9 protein-coding genes and 1 tRNA gene are annotated in these 19,100 nt (G+C 65.2%); 8 read left to right on the top strand and 2 right to left on the bottom strand.

The window, feature by feature from the left end; all coding sequences use genetic code 11:
• The first annotated feature begins 89 nt into the window (after window positions 1-89).
• The 5 genes from ACLJRL_RS24650 to ACLJRL_RS24630 all read left to right on the top strand — a co-directional run bounded on the left by ACLJRL_RS24650 (window position 90) and on the right by ACLJRL_RS24630 (window position 14,406).
• Window positions 90-4,304, top strand: a complete 4,215-nt coding sequence (locus tag ACLJRL_RS24650; protein WP_410658619.1) for a LamG-like jellyroll fold domain-containing protein — start codon at window positions 90-92, stop codon at window positions 4,302-4,304.
• 55 nt (window positions 4,305-4,359) lie between these two features.
• Window positions 4,360-11,256 (top strand): RHS repeat-associated core domain-containing protein, encoded by a 6,897-nt coding sequence (locus ACLJRL_RS24645; protein WP_410658618.1) that lies wholly within the window; start codon window positions 4,360-4,362, stop codon window positions 11,254-11,256.
• Window positions 11,256-12,227 (top strand): hypothetical protein, encoded by a 972-nt coding sequence (locus ACLJRL_RS24640; RefSeq protein WP_410658617.1) that lies wholly within the window; start codon window positions 11,256-11,258, stop codon window positions 12,225-12,227. Before ACLJRL_RS24645 ends, ACLJRL_RS24640 begins: the two co-directional genes overlap by 1 nt.
• A gap of 111 nt (window positions 12,228-12,338) precedes the next feature.
• Window positions 12,339-12,635, top strand: a complete 297-nt coding sequence (locus ACLJRL_RS24635) for a YiaA/YiaB family inner membrane protein (RefSeq protein ID WP_410658616.1) — start codon at window positions 12,339-12,341, stop codon at window positions 12,633-12,635.
• 64 nt (window positions 12,636-12,699) lie between these two features.
• Entirely contained in the window at window positions 12,700-14,406 is a 1,707-nt protein-coding gene (locus ACLJRL_RS24630; protein ID WP_410658615.1) for an ArnT family glycosyltransferase, read from the top strand.
• A gap of 270 nt (window positions 14,407-14,676) precedes the next feature.
• Here ACLJRL_RS24630 and ACLJRL_RS24625 read toward each other — a convergent pair.
• A tRNA-Gly gene (locus ACLJRL_RS24625) sits at window positions 14,677-14,749 on the bottom strand.
• A 201-nt stretch (window positions 14,750-14,950) separates the two neighbouring features.
• Between ACLJRL_RS24625 and ACLJRL_RS24620 the strand changes: the two genes are divergently transcribed.
• The 3 genes from ACLJRL_RS24620 (at window position 14,951) to ACLJRL_RS24610 (ending at window position 17,923) form a co-directional block, all read left to right on the top strand.
• Entirely contained in the window at window positions 14,951-16,480 is a 1,530-nt protein-coding gene (locus ACLJRL_RS24620; protein WP_410658614.1) for a sigma-70 family RNA polymerase sigma factor, read from the top strand.
• Window positions 16,481-16,586: 106 nt separating this feature from the next.
• A complete protein-coding gene (locus ACLJRL_RS24615) occupies window positions 16,587-17,027 on the top strand; it encodes a DUF983 domain-containing protein (RefSeq protein WP_410658613.1) in 441 nt (146 codons plus the stop codon).
• Between the two features lie 32 nt (window positions 17,028-17,059).
• On the top strand, window positions 17,060-17,923 hold the full coding sequence (locus ACLJRL_RS24610) for an Fpg/Nei family DNA glycosylase (RefSeq protein ID WP_410658612.1): 864 nt from the start codon (window positions 17,060-17,062) through the stop codon (window positions 17,921-17,923).
• Window positions 17,924-17,956: 33 nt separating this feature from the next.
• Here the strand turns inward: ACLJRL_RS24610 and ACLJRL_RS24605 are convergent, their stop codons facing one another.
• Window positions 17,957-19,087 (bottom strand): serine hydrolase domain-containing protein, encoded by a 1,131-nt coding sequence (locus tag ACLJRL_RS24605; protein WP_410658611.1) that lies wholly within the window; start codon window positions 19,085-19,087, stop codon window positions 17,957-17,959.
• Between the last annotated feature and the right edge of the window lie 13 nt (window positions 19,088-19,100).

The raw sequence follows: 19,100 nt of genomic DNA, 5'->3' as shown, positions 1-19,100 counted from the left end.
GTTCGGCCGCTTTCACTGGCGGTCCGAATAGGACAGTGTTTCTCCTGGGTGCGGGTGATTCATTCCCGCAGAACGAGGGGGATTCGCGGATGACTTACCTGGTGAGATCGTCGCGCCTGAGATCGCGTCTCGGTGTCGTCGTCGTCGTGGTGGCCGTGGCTTTCGGGGTATTCCCGGCCACGGCTTTCGCATATCCGGGGGAAGCCGCGTCCCCAGCGCCGTCGGCGGTACCGAATTCCGCTCCCGACGCCGCGGCCGCGACGAAATTCGCCAAGCAAGGCCAGAAGAAAGTCCGGATCGACGATCTGACCTCGGAGCGTTCGGAAACCGTCGCGAACCCGGACGGCTCCATGACGCTGACGCAGAACACTCGCCCGGTCCGGGTCTCCCGTGACGGTGGCTGGGTTCCCGCGGACTCGACGCTGAGCCCCGGGCCGAACGGGGCCTTGTCGCCGAAGGCCGCGATGGCCGATATCTCGCTTTCCGCTGGTCGACGAGGTGATGTCCAGACCGCGGGGACCGTGCCTCTGCTGCAGTTGAGCGCGAACGGCACCTCAGTGGGACTCGATTGGCCGGGCGTGCTTCCCCAGCCGGTGGTTTCGGGTGGCACGGCCACTTATCCCGACGTGCTCCCCGGGGTCGATCTCAAGGTCGAGGTGGACGTGGACAAGGTCCACGAGGTCGTCGTGATCAAGACGCCGGAGGCAGCGAAGAACCCGGCCATCGCGAAGATCAAGCTCGGCCTCCCGGTGAAGAACGGCAAGGTCACCAAGGACGACGACGGCGCTCTGCGAGTCAAGGACGCCAAGGGGGCCGACGTCTTCCTGGCCAAAGCGCCGTTGATGTGGGACTCGTCGGGGGTGGAAGTCGGGACGACGGATTTCGTCCGCGGTCCGGCGGCCGGCGGGCGCCAGGCCAAGGTCTCGACCGAGATCTCGGGCAAGGCGCTGCTTCTCACGCCCGACCCCGACCTGCTGGCGAACGCCGCCTACCCGGTTTACGTCGACCCCACCTGGCAGACGAACTACTGCTCCAACTGCGGCCGCAACCACTACCTGGTCCAGTACGCCTGCGGCGGGTCGAAGACGCCGGGTAACGCGGCATGGGACTCGGATGACCAGCTGAGGGTCGGGTACATCTACGACAACCAGTCGAGTTGCGCCGGGAAGCTGGTCACCGCAAGGTCCTTCGTCGAGATGAACCTCGGTGGCTTGGCGGGGAAGCTGATTTACGACGCTCAGCTCAACCTCGCGGTGAACAACTCGAACTCCTGTGCCGGCTCCAACAATGTGGTGTTGAGTAGCGTGATCAGTCCAGGGCTGAAGTTCGGGAGTGGTCCGCCCTGGTACGGCCGACTGGGCGAAGTGAACGGCTGTCCGACCAACGTCGGGTTCAACATCAAACCGACGATCACGGAGCTGGTGAACGCCGGCGGGCCGACCTTCACCTTCGGCATCCTCTCGCCCAACGAAAACGACCAGAACACCTGGAAACGGTATTCCACCCAGGTCGGGTTCTCGGTCACCTACAATTCGAGTCCGAAAGCGCCGTTCAACCTCGCCATCGTCAATGGGACTTCGACCGAACCGTGCGTTCCGGCCGTTCTGGGAAAGCCGCGAGTCCGTCCTGTCCTCGGTCGAACGAGTACCGGCTACGTGGCCAAGGCGAACGTTCAGGATCCGGACGGCGGCATGCTCTACACCGGTTTCCGGGTCTACAAGGGCGCGGTGAGCTCCGGAAACTATGCATGGGACGGCCGCGAGGCAGGTGTCGACAACGTGCTGAGCGACTCCAACGTCTCCAACCGTAACGCCCAGGCCACCTTGTCCACCGCCTCGATGAACGCGGACGGCATCTACTCCTATGACGCGCATGTCACCGACGGTCGCGAAACCAGTTGGGCGGCCGCATGCGAGGTCGAAGTTCAGCTGTCTGCTCCGAGTGCGCCGACCGTGTCGTCCCAGACATATCCCAGCGGCACCTTCGGAGGTGGCCCCGGCCGGGCAGGTGACTTCACCTTCACTGTGGCCAACACGCCGACTTCGGTGGGGAGCTACGTGTGGAAGCTCGACAACACCGCGCCACCCACCTGTAACGGGACCGAGCCTGGAACCGTGAAACCCGCCGCGTACAGCGGGCCGGCCACGGTGGCCATCGCGCCGCAGACGAAGGGGACGCACGTCCTGAGTGTCTGGTCGTGCAACCGGGCCAAGACACCCTCGACCCGGGTCGACTACAACTTCAGCGTCCGCGACGTCACCGCCCCCCTCGCGTCCTGGCAGTTCGAAGGGGACGGCGCTTCCCAGGCGACCGGTCTGCGTTACGTCGGTGAAGGCAGGGGAGCTTTCGCCGCCGGGAAGCTCGGGGAAGGCGCGGCCTTGTCCGGCCAGGCAGGCGACTACTTCGCGACCGGCGCGCGAGTAGTGGACACGACGAAGTCCTTCTCGGCGTCCGCGTGGGTGAATCCGGTCAGTCTGGACAGCAGACGTGTCGTGCTGTCCCAGGACGGCAGCCAGAGCAGCGGATTCGCTTTGCAGTACCACGAATCCGGGAAATGGGCCTTCAGCATCGCTGACCCGGCTCAGGCAAATCCGGCACAAAGTTCCGCCTTCTCCACCTCCGCTCCGGCAGTCGGGGCGTGGACACATCTGACCGGCGTGTACGACGCCGTCGCGAAAACAGCGACGCTCTATGTCAATGGACAAGCACAGACGACGGTCGCCGCCACCGGCTCCGGCGGCTCGGGACCGCTGGTCGTCGGCGGCGGGAAGTCCGGCGGTGCACGGACCTACCTGTACTCCGGGAAACTCGACGAGGTCACGCTCTTCGACCGGGCGCTGACCGCGGCGGAAGCCGGTTCGCTGCACGGGAACAACGGCGTTCCGACCGGCCTGTCGGCCACCCGTGAATACGCGTTCGAGAGCAACACTGTGGACGCGACCGGGAACGACGGTGCGCTCACCTTCTCCTCCGGTTCGGGATTCGCGACCGGCTACAGCGACTCGGCCGCACAATCCGCAACGGAGAGCAAGGTCGGACAGTCCTCCGGACAGGCTTTCGTCAGCAACGGACCCGGATACGGGCAGACGAAAACACCGGTGATCGACACCGCGCAGAGTTTCACCGTTTCGGCGTGGGCGAAGCTGGCCGACGCCAACGGTTACTACGTCGTGGCCGGACAAGACGGCATCCGCTCCAGCGCCTTCCAGTTGCGCTACTCCCCGGACGTGAACCAGTGGATCATGGGGATTTCGGCCGCCGACGACGATGGGGACAGATATCGGTGGGCGTCCTCCACCAGCACCCCGCAGGCGGGTGTCTGGACGCATTTGACCGGCGTCTATGACTCTTCCACGGCCAAAGTGCTGATCTATGTCAACGGTGTTCTTGAAGGGCAGACAGCCATTCCCGTAGGGACTACGTGGACCGCGACCGGCGGTTTCGCCGTTGGGCAGGTGCGGTGGCAAGGCCAGCCGGCGCCCTACTTCAAGGGCAGCATCGACCAGGTCCAGGTCTGGGATCGCGCCCTGCCTGCAGCGGAGACCGCCGGTCTCGCCAACACCGCTGTACTCCGGGCCAACTACCAACTCGATGGCAGCACCGTCGACGGGGTCACCGGAGCTGCCGGTGCCGTCTCCGGCGGGGCGGCGATGGTCAACGACGACGGCGTCAACGTCGCGAAGTTCGACAAGTCCTGGAGTGGGCAGATCGAGAGCCCGCGTCCGCCCGCGCTTCGCGCCGACCGGAGTTTCACCGTGGAAGCCTGGGTGCGGCACAAGTGGACTCCGGAGGACGTCCAAGACGCCAAGCTTCGCAGTCCTTCGAACAGCGTAGGCGGAGACGACGCCACTCGAGCCGCTGTCGCGCTGAACGACCCGAAGTTCTCGCCCTTCCTCTTGGGGTACAGGCCGTCCAAGGACACGGCCGGCAACTGGTACGGCAAGTGGAGCTGGTTGGCCAGTTCACCGTCCGCTACCGCGGGCCAGCCGACCCCGGCGATCGGTGTCACTTCGGAGAGCATCGACGAAAACACCTGGACGCATTTGACCGGTACCTACGATGCGGTCTCCGACGTTGCCTGTCTCTATGCGGAGACCGACGAGAGGCAGTTCTTGCCCGTGTGCCGCACCGGCGTCGTCGGCTGGGCGGGCAACAGTGACATTGCGAGCTTGCTGATCGGGCGAGGTATCTGGGACGGATACAGATCCGATTTTTGGTATGGCGATGTTCGCGGAGTGCGCGTGTACACCGGTGTGCTGGACGCACAACGCATAAATGTGGACATGATTCTCGACCACCCCTGACTCTTCTTTCTCCCGCTCGGCAGACGCTCCATCTGAACCTTGGGCAGGCTTCGTCATGCGTAAAGACACTCGCTGGACTCGGATCGGCCGGTTTTCTCAGGTCACCTCGTTGGCCGTGACGGCGATCATGCTCGCGTCCGGTGGCGCGGCGATCGCGCTCGAAAGCAAGGGGAGCGCACCCGGTTGGTCGCTCGGACCAGGGCAGAAGGACCAGAGCGTCCCGGTCACGCCGCTCGTCGCCCCGCCGTCGCCGCCACCTGTACTGGCCGATGCGAAGGTGACGCCGCCGGTTTGGCCTGGGGCGGCGGAAACCGAGGTCGAACTGCTCGCCGGCGCGCGCGACAGCCGTCAGCCACAAGGGCTCGGTGTCCAGAGCGCCGCGAACGGCACCCCGGTGAAGGTCGGCTGGGTGCGGGCGAAGGACGCTGCCACGGCCAAAAAGGCAGGACCCGCACCGAAGGTCCGGGTCCGTGTCGCGGACCAGAAGGCCAGTGGCGCGCTGGGGCTTCACGGTGTGGTGCTTTCCGTTGCCGATAGCGGTGCGGGCGCCGAGACGGTGAATGTCGCGGTGGACTACCAGGGGTTCGCCGGCGCGTACGGGGGTGGCTGGGCCGATCGGCTGCAGCTGGTGGAACTGCCGGGCTGTGCGCTGGTGACGCCGGAAAAGGCCGAGTGCCGGACGAAGACCCCGGTTCCCGGGACGGTGAACAACGGCAAGACGCGGCAGGTCTCGGCGGATGTCGCGCTCGCCAGCGCTCCCGGTGCCCGCCCGGCACCACGGGTCTTCGCGGTGACGGCCGCGGCGAGCGGCTCTGCCGGGAGTGTGTCCGCTCAGCCGTTGTCGGCGGCGGGATCGTGGTCCAGTGGAGGGTCTTCCGGAAGCTTCTCCTACAGCTATCCGTTCGCGGTCCCGACCGCGCCGAGTGGCGCGTCGCCGAGCCTCGCGCTTTCGTACTCGTCCAGCGGCATCGACGGACTGACTTCCGCGACCAACAACCAGGCGTCCTGGGTCGGCGACGGATGGGACTTCACACCCGGCGGCTACGTCGTCCGCAACTACCTGCCGTGCAGCGAGGACCTCGGTGGCAACAACGGGCAGACCAAGACCGGTGACCAGTGCTGGGGGATCGACAACGCGACACTCGTCCTCGGCGGCAAGTCGACGGAGCTGATCAAGCTCGGCGGGACGAATCAATGGCGGCCGAAGAACGACGACGGCTCCAAGATCGAACTTCTCACCGGTGCCGCGAACAACGCTCAGGACGGGCAGCACTGGAAAGTCACCACCGGCGACGGCACTCAGTACTTCCTGGGACTCAACCGCCCGCCCGGTTGGACTTCCGGTAAGCACGAGACCCAGTCCACCTGGTCGGTCCCGGTGTTCGGCAACAACGACGGTGAAGCCTGCTACAAGCCGAACAATTTCGCCGGTTCGTCGTGCCGGCAGCCTTGGCGCTGGAACCTCGACTATGTGGTGGATCCGCACGGGAACGCCAGCACGTACTACTACCAGCAGGAGAACAACCACTACGGGCTCAATCAGAACGTCACGACCGCCGGTACCGAGTACACGGCCGGCGGGTATCCCTTGCGGATCGAGTACGGTCTGCGGCTCGACGCGGGCAGCGTCTACGGTTCCGCGCCCACCAACCAGGTCGTTTTCGACACTGCGGAGCGGTGCCTCCCCGCGGGGGCGGTGACCTGTGATCCCTCGCAGTTGAACTCGACGACGGCAGGGTCGTGGCCGGATGTCCCGTTCGAGCAGATCTGCGCGAAGGACAAACCCTGCGACTACGGATCGCCCGCTTTCTTCACCCGTAAGCGGCTGACCGCGGTCCGGACGCAGTACAACAACGCGGGTACCCAGACCGACGTCGACGTCTGGAATCTGGCCCAAACGTTCCCCGGTACGGGAGACGCCTCCCCGTCCGCGCTGTGGCTCTCTTCGGTCACTCACACCGGAAAGGGCGGTGGGGCGAGCATCACCCTTCCCGCCACGACGTTCGGCGGATTCATGTTCGCGAACCGAGTCGACACCGCGGACGACCAGTACTCACCGATCACCCGATACCGGGTGAACGAGATCCGGACCGAGACCGGCGGGCGGATCGGTGTCGCGTACTCCGGCCCGGACTGCGTCGCGAAGACGCGTATGCCCGCGTCGCCCGAGACCGACACGATGCGCTGCTACGCGTCGTTCTGGAGTCCGCCGTCGGCCAAAGACCCGGTCCTCGACTGGTTCCACAAGTACGTCGTCACGGATATCTCCGAAGAAGACCTCACTGGTGGCGGGGTCGCGGTCAAGACGCACTACGACTATCTCGGTGACGCCGCCTGGCACTACGACGAAGGTCAGTTCACACCGAAGGCGCGGAAGACCTGGAGCCAGTGGCGTGGCTACAAGGTGGTGCGGACATCCATCGGTGTACCGACCGGCACCCAAACGGTGACGGAGTCGGTCTACATGCGAGGGATGGACGGTGACCATCTGCCTGGCGACGGGAAGCGCAAGGCCGTCGTCGAGGACTCGGACAACGGATCCATCGTCGATCAGGATCCGTTGCAAGGCTTTCTCCGTGAGTCGAGGACCTATCTCCCCGGTACGACGATCGTCGACAACTCGTCCATCAACGACCCCTGGGTACGCGGGCCGACGGCGACGAGCGCGGATGGTCTGCTCAAGGCGCACTTGGTGGACGTCGCGACCGTACGAGGTCGCACTCTGCTGTCCGACGGCAAGACCTCTCGTCGCAACCAGGTGAACAAGAAGATCAACGACAACGGGCTTGTCTTCGAGCAAGAGGATCTCGGTGATACCGCTGTCGCTACGGACGACACGTGCACCAAGACGAAGTATGTCGCGAATGCCGCGACGGGAATGTTCGACAAGTCGAGCGAAGTCGTGATGTTCGCCGGGACTTGTTCGGGAACGGAGACCGCGGCCACGGTCATCACCAATGTCCAGGTCTCCTATGACAAGCAGGCGTTCGGAGCCGCGCCGACATCGGGCAACATCACGCAGACCGATACGCTGAGCTCCTGGGACTCCGCGGGCAAGAAATTCGTGACGACCGCGAAGAACGAATATGACAGGTACGGCCGGGAGACTTCGTCGACCGACGTGTCCGGGGCTTTGACGAAGACCGCGTATGTGCACAGTTCCGGTGGTCAGGTCGCCGAAGTCACCGTGACCAACCCCCTTGGCTGGGTCGCGACGACCACGAAGGAGCCGGCACGGGGGAACCCGGTGTTCTCGGTCGATGTGAACAAGGTCCGCACGGATATCACCTACGACGCTCTGGGGCGTAAGACAGCCGTCTGGAATCCAGGACGCAGCAAGCTCGGTGGCGACAAGGCAACGGCGACCTTCGAATACGCCAATGCCTCGACTTCGCCGACCGCCGTCCCTGCGACGGTGGCGACGAAAGCCTTGCAGGACAACGGTACATACACGACGTCGTATGCGATCTACGACGGTCTCGGGCGGACGAGGCAAGCACAGTCCCCGGCTTCAGGTGGCGGCCGAGTCATCAGTGACACCGTCTATGACTCGCGAGGGCTTCCGTTCAAGACGAACAACGGGTACTTCAACAACGCGTCCGGGCCAGTCGCGAAGCTGGTGACCGTCGCGGACAACACGGTACTGAACCAGACCGTGACGGAGTACGACAGCCGTGCCCGTGCGACGGCATCGATCTTGATGTCCAAGGGCGTCAAGCAATGGCAGACGTCGACCATCTACGGCGGCGACCGCGTCACGACCATTCCGCCGCGGGGCGTATCGCCGGAAACCGTGGTGACAGACGTACACGGACAAACCGTCCAGCGTTTGCTCTACACGAACGGATACACGCCGGGAGCATCGAATCCGGCTGACGCGACGAACTACACCTACAACGCCGCCGGCGCCATGACGTCGATGACCGACGCCGCAGGAAACGCCTGGTCGACCGGGTACGACCTCCGTGGCCGCAAGATCTCGCAGACCGACCCGGACGCAGGCAGTTCGACCTACGCCTATGACGACAGCGGCCAGTTGACGTCGACCAAAGATTCCCGAGGCAAGACCGTTGCCTTCACCTACGACAAGCTCGGACGTAAGACACAGAGCAACGCGGACTCGGCCGCCGGCACCAAATTGGCGAGCTGGACCTACGACACGATCCCCAACGGGATCGGTCTGCCTGCTTCGTCGACCCGTTGGGCGGGCACCGACGCGTACGTCACCCGCGTCGTGGCGTACGACAAATACGGCAGGCCGACCAAGAAGGCCGTCGACGTTCCAGCCGCCGAAAAGGCTTTGGCAGGTACGTACGAGTTCAGCACCGCATACACAGCTACGGGCGCTGTCGCGTCCACGGTGAGCCCGAAGGCCGGAAATCTGCCGCTCGAACACGTTCGACACACGTACAACGAGCTCGGACTGCCGTCGACGACGTACGCGATCGACTCCTCTGGCACGACCACGAACCTGGTGTCGAAGACCGACTACACCTCCTTCAACGAGATGTCCCGCATGCAGTTCGACGGTGAGAAGTCCACCTCGAACGTCGGAGTGACCCAGACCTACGACGAGATCACCCGACGCCCCCAGACGACCACCGTCAACCGAGCCACCCAGGTCGGATCGCAGCTGACCAACCGGACCTACAGCTATGACCCGGCAGGCAACGTCACGAAGATCTCTGACACCCCATCGGGTGCGCCCGCCGATACCCAGTGTTTCGAGTACGACTACCAACGGCGGATGAGCGAGGCGTGGACTCCCTCATCCGCTGATTGTGCGACGGCGAAGTCGGCGTCCGCGTTGGGTGGTGCCGCGCCGTACTGGAAGTCGTACTCCTTCGACAAGACCGGAAACCGCACGAAGGAGGTCGACCACAAGTCGACCGGTGACGTGACCAGTATTTCCACCTATCCGGCGGCTGGGCCGAGTGCAGTCAAGCCGCACGCTCTGGAGAAGGTGGACACGAGCGGCCCGAACGGGACATCGACGAGCGGCTATACCTACGATGAAGCCGGGTCGATGCTGACCAGGAACGTCGGTGGCGATACCCAGACCTTCAGTTACGACCACGAAGGAAGAACGGCCGGCGTCGCTACCAAGTCCGGTGACTCCAAGTACATTTACGATGCCGACGGCAACCGTCTTGTCACGCGCGATCCGACCGGCACCACGTTGGCGATCGGCGACCTCGAGCTGGTGGTCACCAGCGGCACGGTCGGTGTGTCCGCGATCCGTTACTACCAGCATGGCGGCCTCCAGGTCGCCGAGCGAGTAGGCGGAGCCGGCCTCAAGTGGATGCTCGGTGACCTGCATGGCACGAACGGCATGGCCATCTCCGCGGGGACGCTCACAACCACCCAGCGCTACATGGATCCCTTCGGCAACGTGCGTGGGCCCGCACCGTCCACCTGGCCGGACAAGCACGGCTTTGTCGGTGGCTACCAGGATCAAACGGGTCTGACCCACCTCGGCGCGCGGGAGTACGACCCGACGATCGGCCGGTTCACCAAGACCGATCCGGTCTTGGATCCGGCGGTTCCGCAGCTTTGGAATCCCTACGCCTACGCGAACAACTCGCCCGTGACGATGACGGATCCGTCCGGCATGTCGGCCTGTTTCCACATGGGCGAGGACGGTTTGTTCTGTCGCGAAGGCACTGAGCAAGCGGCTGCGTGTACGGGCAGTTGCACTGTCATGGCGAGCTCTCCGTCTTCACCGAAGGGAAAGCAATACGCGGCCGAACAGCGGGAAAAGGCCAAACGGGGCTACAACGAGAAGTCCTACAAGGATGCGCAAGCCGTTGTGAAGAAGTCCAAGTGGGACGTCTTCGTGGACGCGGCCGGTGAGTTGATCAAGAGCCTCATCGGCTGGGACGACATCATGGGCTGCATCGAGGGCTCGGTCGGCTCGTGCATCAGCACCCTCCTCAACTTCATCCCGTGGGGCAAGATCCTGAAGGTCGGCGAGATCGTCGCGAGCTTCTGGAAGGGCGCGCGGGCACTGGCCACCTTCGGTCGTGAAGTGGAGAAGGCCCAGAAAGTCATCGCCGATACGGAGCGCATCCTCTCTGACGCCGCGATGGCGGCGAATGCGGTGCAAGTGGTCGTCGCCGTCAGTGAGGGTGAAGGGGTCGTCGGTGCGGCCGCCGCGGCCATGGGTGGTGCCGCCGCGGCGAGCGACTCGGGCTGCAACAGCTTCGTCCCCGGTACCCAGGTCTTGATGGCGGATGGCACGACGAAGCCGATCGAGGACGTTCGGATCGGCGATGAAGTGCAGACGACGGATCCGGCGACCGGTGGTGTCGATCGGAGACGTGTTGTCGGCACGATCGTGCACGGCGATGAGGACGAGCGGACCGAGGTCACCGTCGCCTCCGGCGGCGTTTCGGGCACCATCGTGGCCACGGACTGGCACCTCGTCTGGGTGGAGGAGGTCGGTGACTGGTTAGCGATCGGTGACCTGGCTCCTGGTCAGCATCTACACTCGCCGGATGGTCGGTCATCGGTCGTCACCGCAGTTCGGCACTTCACGCAGGTGTCTTCCGTCCACGACCTCACGATCGATGACATCCACGCCTTCTATGTCGGTGCCAGCGAAACCAGCGTCCTCGTTCACAACTGTGCGGCCAAGAAGGGGACCGGAGGTAGGCCGGAAAAACCGGTTCTCGGGAAATCGCAATCCAACGATGTTGCAAGTGCTCTCGGGTATACGCCGACTAAGTTCCGCTCAGCAGGAAAGGGGCAGCCGAAGATTTGGCAAAATAATGGCGCACCGGCCGACTTGCGCTTTATCGCACAGGACATGACGGGGCATGCTGGAAGCCTCTTCAAAGCGGGTCGTACTATGGAATCAATCCAAACTACGAGTAGTACGTCGCGTAGCGGCTCTTACGATGTCTCTTATAGTGGTAAATCGGGCCCATTCTTGGATCGGATACGGAAGTAGTGGACGGATTGCTGATTTCCAGGTATGCCGACAAGGAGCGTTCCGGTGCACTGAATACGTGGACGGGCTACGAGGACATCGGCCACGTTTTCTGTGGCAAGACCTTGACTGCGGACGAGTACTATCGAGTGGAAGACAGGTACGTCGACTTCGGCCGTGACCTCTTTTCCCGATTTGAGGTGGAGAAACTCCAGGTCAGGGCCTTGACCATCGGAGAACCTTTGCCGTCCTGGCTGGGGTTCTTGAGGGCTGGGGTTGTGCTCTCAAGAGAAACTTCCCTCTTGCTGGTTCGTCAGATGCTCAGATATGGAAATCCGTCTTGTTCTTTGGTTAGCCCTGAGGGCTTGAGTCTGTCGGTGGCCACCGACATGTATCTGTCGGTGGAGGTCCCAGGAGAACTCTCAGTATTGGAAGAGCTGGTGGACAGGTCGGCATTGCGCCGCGATATCGAGACCATTGAGCTGCCGGATTCAGCTGATGGGACTATTGATAATCGAGCTGACTCGAGTTTCTGGGAAAGCGTGCGATCAGCGACACTCAAAGGCGAGGTGGCCGTTCTTGTTTGCTGGGGAAACGGCAGGTGGGGACAGCAATGGCACCTTGTTGGCGATGGCACCGTCGAGTGCCTGGCGGACGTGATTTCGCCAGGAATGGCCGTGGTCGCGATGGTCGGCGCCAGGATAGAGTGGTGTCCGCGTGCGACGATTATCGACAGAATAAGTGAACAAATTGGCGACGAGGCTTCGGTTGTCGTCTTCAATCGTCCTGTTGTTGGTACTGAATTATCTTTTGAATTATTCCTTGGCGGTATTGTCCTGCAGGATATGGAAAGTCTTCCCAGTGGCGGCGAACTGGGATGGATAGAGTACCCGGCCGGCACTGAAGATGGTCGAGCGCTTTGCGTTGTGCAGGCGGACAGTTCGGGTGATCTGGTTTGCCGATGGGATTCTGATCTGAACCTTGTCTGGTAGCGCGTCCCGGTCGCGCCGACCATGCTTGGCAGCTACGAGGCCTGAATCGCAACACTTCTTGAGTAGCCGTACTCAAGACACCGCGGGGTGTTCAGCGCGACCTTGGTACGCATGACGAAACCACTCTCCGCAGCGCCCCCCACCACCGTCGCGTTCTTCGTCCAGGCGGCCCTCTCGTTCGGCCTGGCCCTGCTCGCGGTCATCGTCGGCATCTGGTACCTGCCGGTCGACGGCTGGGTCCGCGGGTTCCTCGCCCTCGGCATGCTCTTCCTGACGACGTCGGCGTTCACCCTCGCCAAATGCATCCGCGACCGGCAGGACGAGAACTCGGTCGTCGGCAGAGTCGATCAAGCCAGGGTGGACAAACTCCTGGCCGAGCACGACCCGTTCAAAGCGCCCGCGCTCTAGCCGGTCCGGGCGCGCGGCTAGATTCTCGACCATGGTCTTGACCAGGGGGATTCGCCGCGTACAGGTGAACACATGGGTCCTGCTCGGGGTGGCGGTCGCTTGGCTGGCCGTCAACTTCCGGTGGATCGTTCTCTACCGCGATGGTCAGGTTTTCGACATCGACGAGGCCGGCTACTTCGGCATGGCCTTGAACAACCATGGCGCCGCACTCCGGGACGGTGTCGTCGGCTGGGTCGAGGCCGTCGAGTCGTCGGGTATCCAGGCGCCCCTGTTGCCGGCGTTGACCTCGCTGCACTTCTTCGCCACCGGGACGGGCACGGTAGCCGCGTTCGTCGTCCCGCTGGTGGCCGGAGTGGCGTTGATCCTGCTCACACATGCCTTGGCGAACAGAGTGGCGGGCCGTCCGTTCGCCTGGATCGCCACGGCAATAGTCGCCACCGCCCCCGGCGTGATCTACGAGGCACGCGCCTACCACTTCGCTCTTCCTGCGGCCGTCATGACGACCGCGGCGATCTACTTCCTGGTCCGTTCCGAGGGCCTGTCGAAACTGAAGTTCGTCGTGCCCTTCGGAGTTTTTGTCGGGCTGATGCCGTTGTCGAGGACGATGGCCATCGCGTTCGTACCCGGGCTGGTGCTGGCTGCCCTGATTCAGGCGGCGGTCCCGCACGATCGGAAGAAGCGGTTGAAGTACTTCGCCCTCGCGGCGGCCGTGGGCGCCGGCGTCGCGGCGATCTGGTTGGTGCCCAACGGCGTCGGGGTCTTCAAGTACCTCACGGGTTTCGGCTACGGGAAGCAATCGGTGGAGTTCGGTCAGGACGCGGGTGTGTTCAATCCTGGTGCCTGGGTCGAGCGGCTCCGACTGTTGATCCTTGACCACGGGCTGCCGCACGCGTTGCTGCTGTGCGCCGGACTGGTCGCCGCGATCGTCGTGGCTGTCACGAAGGTCCGGACCGGTCCGGCGAAGGACACCCTCCGCTCGATGGTGGCGTCGGCGCTGTTCCCGTCGGCGCTGCTCGTCGCGGAAGGCGGGGTGGCGGTGCTGACGTCGAAGAACACGGGGACCGCCTTCTTCCTCCCGCTGATTCCGTCCATGGCGATCCTGGCGCTGTGGGGGCTGTACCGGGCGCACCGCTCGCTGCGGAAGGCCTTGCCGGTGGCGGTCGCGCTGGTGGGTTTGCTGGCGCTGGTGCCGATGGTGGATCTGCGGCTGCCGACCGCGCATCCCTGGGAGGTGGATCTGCCCGTGCTGGGATCGTCCAAGGTCACCGACGGACGTGGTGCGCCGCAGGTCTACGTCGATCCGGGGGGCCAGGTCACCGAACCGCTGAGTGTGGAGACCGTGCGGGAGTGGCGGGCCGTTTCGGAGTGGGCGGCCGGGCAGGTGGCGGAGCACCACGCGCTCAGCGGCGCGACGGCGTTCGGGTTCCGTGACCGGCTCTTCAACATCAACACCCTGCAGCTGGAGATGTTGAGAAGGTTCGGCTACGGGGTGGCTTTGCCGCAGGTCAGTCCGACGGAGAACGGGAACACCGAGCCGGACTATCGGGCCTGGCTGACCTCGTACCGGAGCAACAGCGGTGACGCGAGCAAGACGTGCCTGCTGTTCACCGCGACCGGGACGGTGAACGAGTTCGAGCCGAAGGTGGATCCGCCGTCCATGGTGTCCGCCGCAATGGCTTCGGGGTTCATGCCGGTCGCGACGCATCCCCTGCCGAACGGCTGGTCGGTGACCTTGTGGAAGCGCCCGCAGCCCACCTGCGTGCCGTCCTGAGTCATGACGAAACGAGGGTGCACCCGCTCACTGCCGGTGCGCCCTCGCCTCTGCCTATGCACAAATCCGAATTACTACGGTCGTGTGACTCCGCTCACCGGACCTGTAGCACGTGGTAACCATCGACCAGCAACCAAGATCGATGTACCGACAACCCACCCGCCAACGCGAGGCACAAGCGACGTGGGGGTCCGGGGGCTCGGGCCCCCGGGAATTATGGTGAGCAAGTCGAGGTCCAGGCGTTCCCTGGACATGACCTACCCACTTGCGAGCGGATGACGGGATTCGAACCCGCGACCCTCACCTTGGCAAGGTGATGCGCTACCAGCTGCGCTACATCCGCATGTGAAGTTTTCTGCGTCAACACTCGTTTGAAGCAGTGTGTACACACCCTACACCGACCGTCAGTAGCCGTTTTTACCCACCCCGACCGGTGCTTCGGTGTCACAGCTGGCGTACAAGGGGTGACGACGGCTGCATACCTCCGTATGGTGTCCCCATTCGACCGAATGGTGAGTCCTTCGGGGAGGAGGTGCCTGGCCGGATGACCGAGCAGGGCACGGTGCCGCTACAGGCGGCCTCGGAATCCGACGAGCAGGCATTGCTCCAGCGGCTCCGCGAGGGGGAGGACGCCGCCTTCGGGGAGCTTTTCGAGCTTCACGCCGCCGCTGTGCGGAGACTGGCGAGAAGCCTGGCCTCCGATCGGTCGGAGGCTGAGGACATCACGGCCGAAACCTTCTTCCGGGTGCTCCAGGCGTTGCGCCGGGGCGCCGGGCCGCGGGACTACGTCCGGGCGTATCTGCTGACGGTGGCCCGCCGGGTCTCGTGGGAGTGGCACGGCGCGCGTCGTGACGTGCCGGTGAGCGACGACGAGCTGACCTTCCGAGCCGGGGCCGGGGCGGACACGAACGCCCGGACGGCCGAGCATTCGTTGATCACGACCGCGTTCACGAGCCTGCCGGAGCGCTGGCGTTCGGTGTTGTGGCAGACCGAGGTCGAGGGTGAGCAGCCCGCGATGGTCGCGCCGCACTTCGGGCTGAGCGCGAACGCGACGGCGGCGTTGGCGCGCCGGGCGCGGCAGGGGTTGCGGGCGGCGTATCTGCAGGCGCATCTGTCGGTGAACCGCGGGCCGGATTCGTGCCGGGCGGTGGTGGAGAAGCTCGGCGGGTTCACCGCGGGCAGTGTCACCGGGGCCGAGGCGCGCCGCATCAAGACTCACCTGATCGCGTGCCAGTCCTGCCGTGCGACGCATGACGAGCTGCGGGACGTGTGCTCGTCGCTGCGGGCGCATGCCGGTGTGGTGGCCCTGCTGCTGCCGGGTATCGCCGGGCTTTACGCGGGCGGGTCGTCCGGGGCGTTGTCCGGGCTCGCCGCTTCGGTCAAGGGAATCCTGCTGGGCTCGAAGATGAAGGTCGGCATGGCGGTGGCGTCGACGGCGGCCGCGGGCGCGGTCGGAATCGTCGCCGGCCCGGCCGTCTTCGGGACCGATGTCACTCACACCATCGGGTTGTCCGGGGGAGGGCTGCCGGAGCTGGCGTTGCTGCCGCCGGTGCAGATCGCCCCGCCGGCCGTGCACATCCCGCCGGAGCGGGTCGGCGTCGCTCAGCTGAACGGCCGTGGCTACACGCCTGCCGTACCCGGCCAGGGCTCCGAACTCGGGGCGGGCGACATGCCGAGCCTGCCCGGCGTGAACACTCCCTCGAACGGGCTCGACGGCGGCGACGCAGGGCAGCCACCGGCGGGCCAGGACACTCCGCCGCAGGGGACGGTTCCGCGCGTTGATCCGCCGGGGACCAGCCCTAACGGGACCACGACGAAGCGGGACGACCTCCCTCCGACCGAGGAATCGCTGAATCCCACGGAGGAGTCGCTCAGCCCGACGACCACGACGACGCCGCCGGAGTCCACGGAGTCGAACACGCCCAAGTCGTCGACTGACCCGGAAGAGTCTTCTTCGCCGACCTCGGACGACTCCGAAAGTTCGTCCGAGGAGCCTCGGTACGACGAGCCGAGCCCGGTGAAACCGACTCCTCACTACCCGGAGCCGGGTGTCGACTACCCGACGTGCCCGTAACGCTCGAGAGGGACATATCGCTTTCGAACTCTCGCGAAGCCGACCGTGATCACGGTACGGTTGAGCTCGCTCACGACGAGCGAGCGGCCGCGCGGGAGGCGACTGAATGAACCGGCTGGTGCACGGCGAGGACGGCCGTGACTGGGTGGTCCGAGCCCAGATGGAATGGCGTGCTCCCGCGACAGCGGACGACTTCGAGCACGATGTGGCGGGCACTTACGGCCCCGGCATCGCGATGATCGTCGTGACGTCGGTGCTCGCGATCGTGCTCATCGTGTGGACGCCGGTGGATGTGATGATCCCGTCGTGGGTGCCGTTGGCGTTGCTGCTGATCGCGCTGTTCTTCCCTCTGCGCTGGATCCTGCGCCGCCCGTGGACCGTGGTCGCCGAGACCGAGGGCGACCTGGCGGGCGACAGGCCGTCGGAGCGCTGGGTGGGCACCATCCGCGGCATGTTCACCGTGCGCGGCGAGGTCTCCAAGATCAGCAAGACCATCCAGAAGCATTCGCTGCCCGATTTCGACGGCCCGTTGCATCCGGTGGAGTAGTCGCGGCGGCCTGAACACGCGAGACTGGGCTCATGCCGGAGCTACCCGAGGTCGAAGCGCTCGCCCACCACCTGCGTGAACACGCGGTCGGGAAGACGATCTTCCGCGTCGACGTGTCGTCCCTCAGCGTGCTGAAAACGGCGACACCGCCGTGGACCGAGCTGCACGGCCGCGAGGTCACCGGGACGGGCCGGTTCGGCAAGCACCTCGACCTGGTGGCCGGCGACCTCCACCTGGTGGTCCACCTGGCCAGGGCCGGCTGGCTGCGTTGGTCCGACGCGCTGTCGCCGACACCGCTCAAACCCGGCAAGGGCCCGATCTCGCTGCGCGTCCACCTCGACGCGGCCGCCGGGCCGGGCTTCGACCTCACCGAGGCGGGCACGAAGAAGGGCCTGGCCGTCTGGATCGTGCGCGATCCGGAGAAGGAGGTCCCCAGCATCGCGCGGCTCGGGCCGGACGCGTTGTCGCTGGACCGGACGGGGCTCGAAAAGCTGTTCGCCGGGCGCACCGAGCGGCTGAAGACGGCGTTGACGGACCAGTCGCTGATCGCCGGGATCGGCAACGCCTACTCCGACGAGATCATGCACATGGCGAAACTTTCCCCCTACGCCACAACGGGAAAGCTGGCCGAAGGTGCGTTGGACGGGCTTTCCGAGGCGATTCGCGAGGTGCTGACCAGCGCCGTGACGCGCTCGGTCGGGCAGTCCGCGGCCCGGCTCAAAGGGGAGAAGCGTTCGGGGCTGCGAGTGCACGCGCGGACCGGTCTGCCGTGTCCGATCTGCGGCGACACGATCCGCGAGATCTCCTTCGCGGACAAGTCGTTCCAGTACTGCCCGACCTGCCAGACCGGCGGGAAGCCGCTCGCGGACCGGCGGATGTCGCGACTCCTCAAGTGAGTCAGCCACTCACTGAATCAGCCACTCACTGAATTAGCAGAGCGCGGCGGTGATGGCGGGCATCGGGGACTTCGGCACCCGCTTCCCGCCGTGGACGTCGGCGGCCAGGTCGTAGACGTTCAGCGCCAGGACCAGCTGTTCCGAGCCGTCTCCGGAGCTCATCGACACGCTGTAGAACCCGGGGCCGGCACCGGTGTTACCCCAGATCGTCTTCGTCCCGCCAGGGCACGGCACGTTGATCGTCTCGATCCCGGCCCCGTACGCGCCGCCCTCGTCGTTCGGCACCAGCCGCTTGAGTTCGGCCTGTTCCGACGGCTTCAGCAGTCGTCCCGCGAGGAGTGCCCGGTGGAACGTCGCGAGGTCGTCCACGGTCGACACCATGGCGCCGGCGGTCCAGTCGTAGGACGGGCTGAACACCGTCATGTCCTTCACGGGCTTACTGAGGTCGTAGCCGTGCAGGTGCGGGCCGCGCAGGAACGGCGACCAGAGCGGGAAGTACGTCCGGCCGAGGCCGAGCGGGTCGAGGAGACGGTGCTGGATCTCTTCGCGGACGTCGTTGCGGGTGACCTTCTCGATCACCTTGCCCAGCAACAGATATCCAGTGTTCGAGTAGTCGGCCTTCGAACCCGGTGCGAACGAAGGCGGGTCGACGAGCGACCGCCGGATCACTTCGGCCGGGGTGTAGATGTGCGCGCGGTTCCCGTCCACCAGGTACGGGTCGAAGAAGTGCGGGTCGAGCGGGTCGTGCACGCCGCTGGTGTGGTTCAGCAGCATCCGCAGGGTGATCTTCTCCGGCTGGTAGCCCGGCCCGCGGACGACGCCCGGCAGCCGTCGCTCGATCGTGTCGTCCAGCGACAGGCGCCCCTCACCCGCCAGTTGCAGCACCACCGTGCCGACGAACGCCTTGGTGTTGCTCGCGATCCGGAACCGGTGGTGCGGTCCCGCGAGTTCGCCGGTCGCCGTGTTCGCGTACCCGGCTCCGAACCGCGAGACCGCATCACCGTTCCGGACGTGGGCGACCGCTCCCGGGAATCCCCCTCGGTCGACGAGATCCCCGACGGCCGTGCGCACCGCGTCCCCCGACGCGGCCGCCGTCCCCACCGACGCGCTCACCAGCAGTGCCCCCGCCAGCATCCCCGCCGCGACTTTCACCGTTCCGCGCATGGTGTTCCTCCCC

The organism is Amycolatopsis sp. lyj-112 (genome assembly GCF_046549055.1).
Lineage (GTDB): Bacteria > Actinomycetota > Actinomycetes > Mycobacteriales > Pseudonocardiaceae > Amycolatopsis.
The sequence above is the reverse complement of the archived record's forward strand: the minus strand, read 5'-3'. Positions and strand labels throughout refer to the sequence as shown.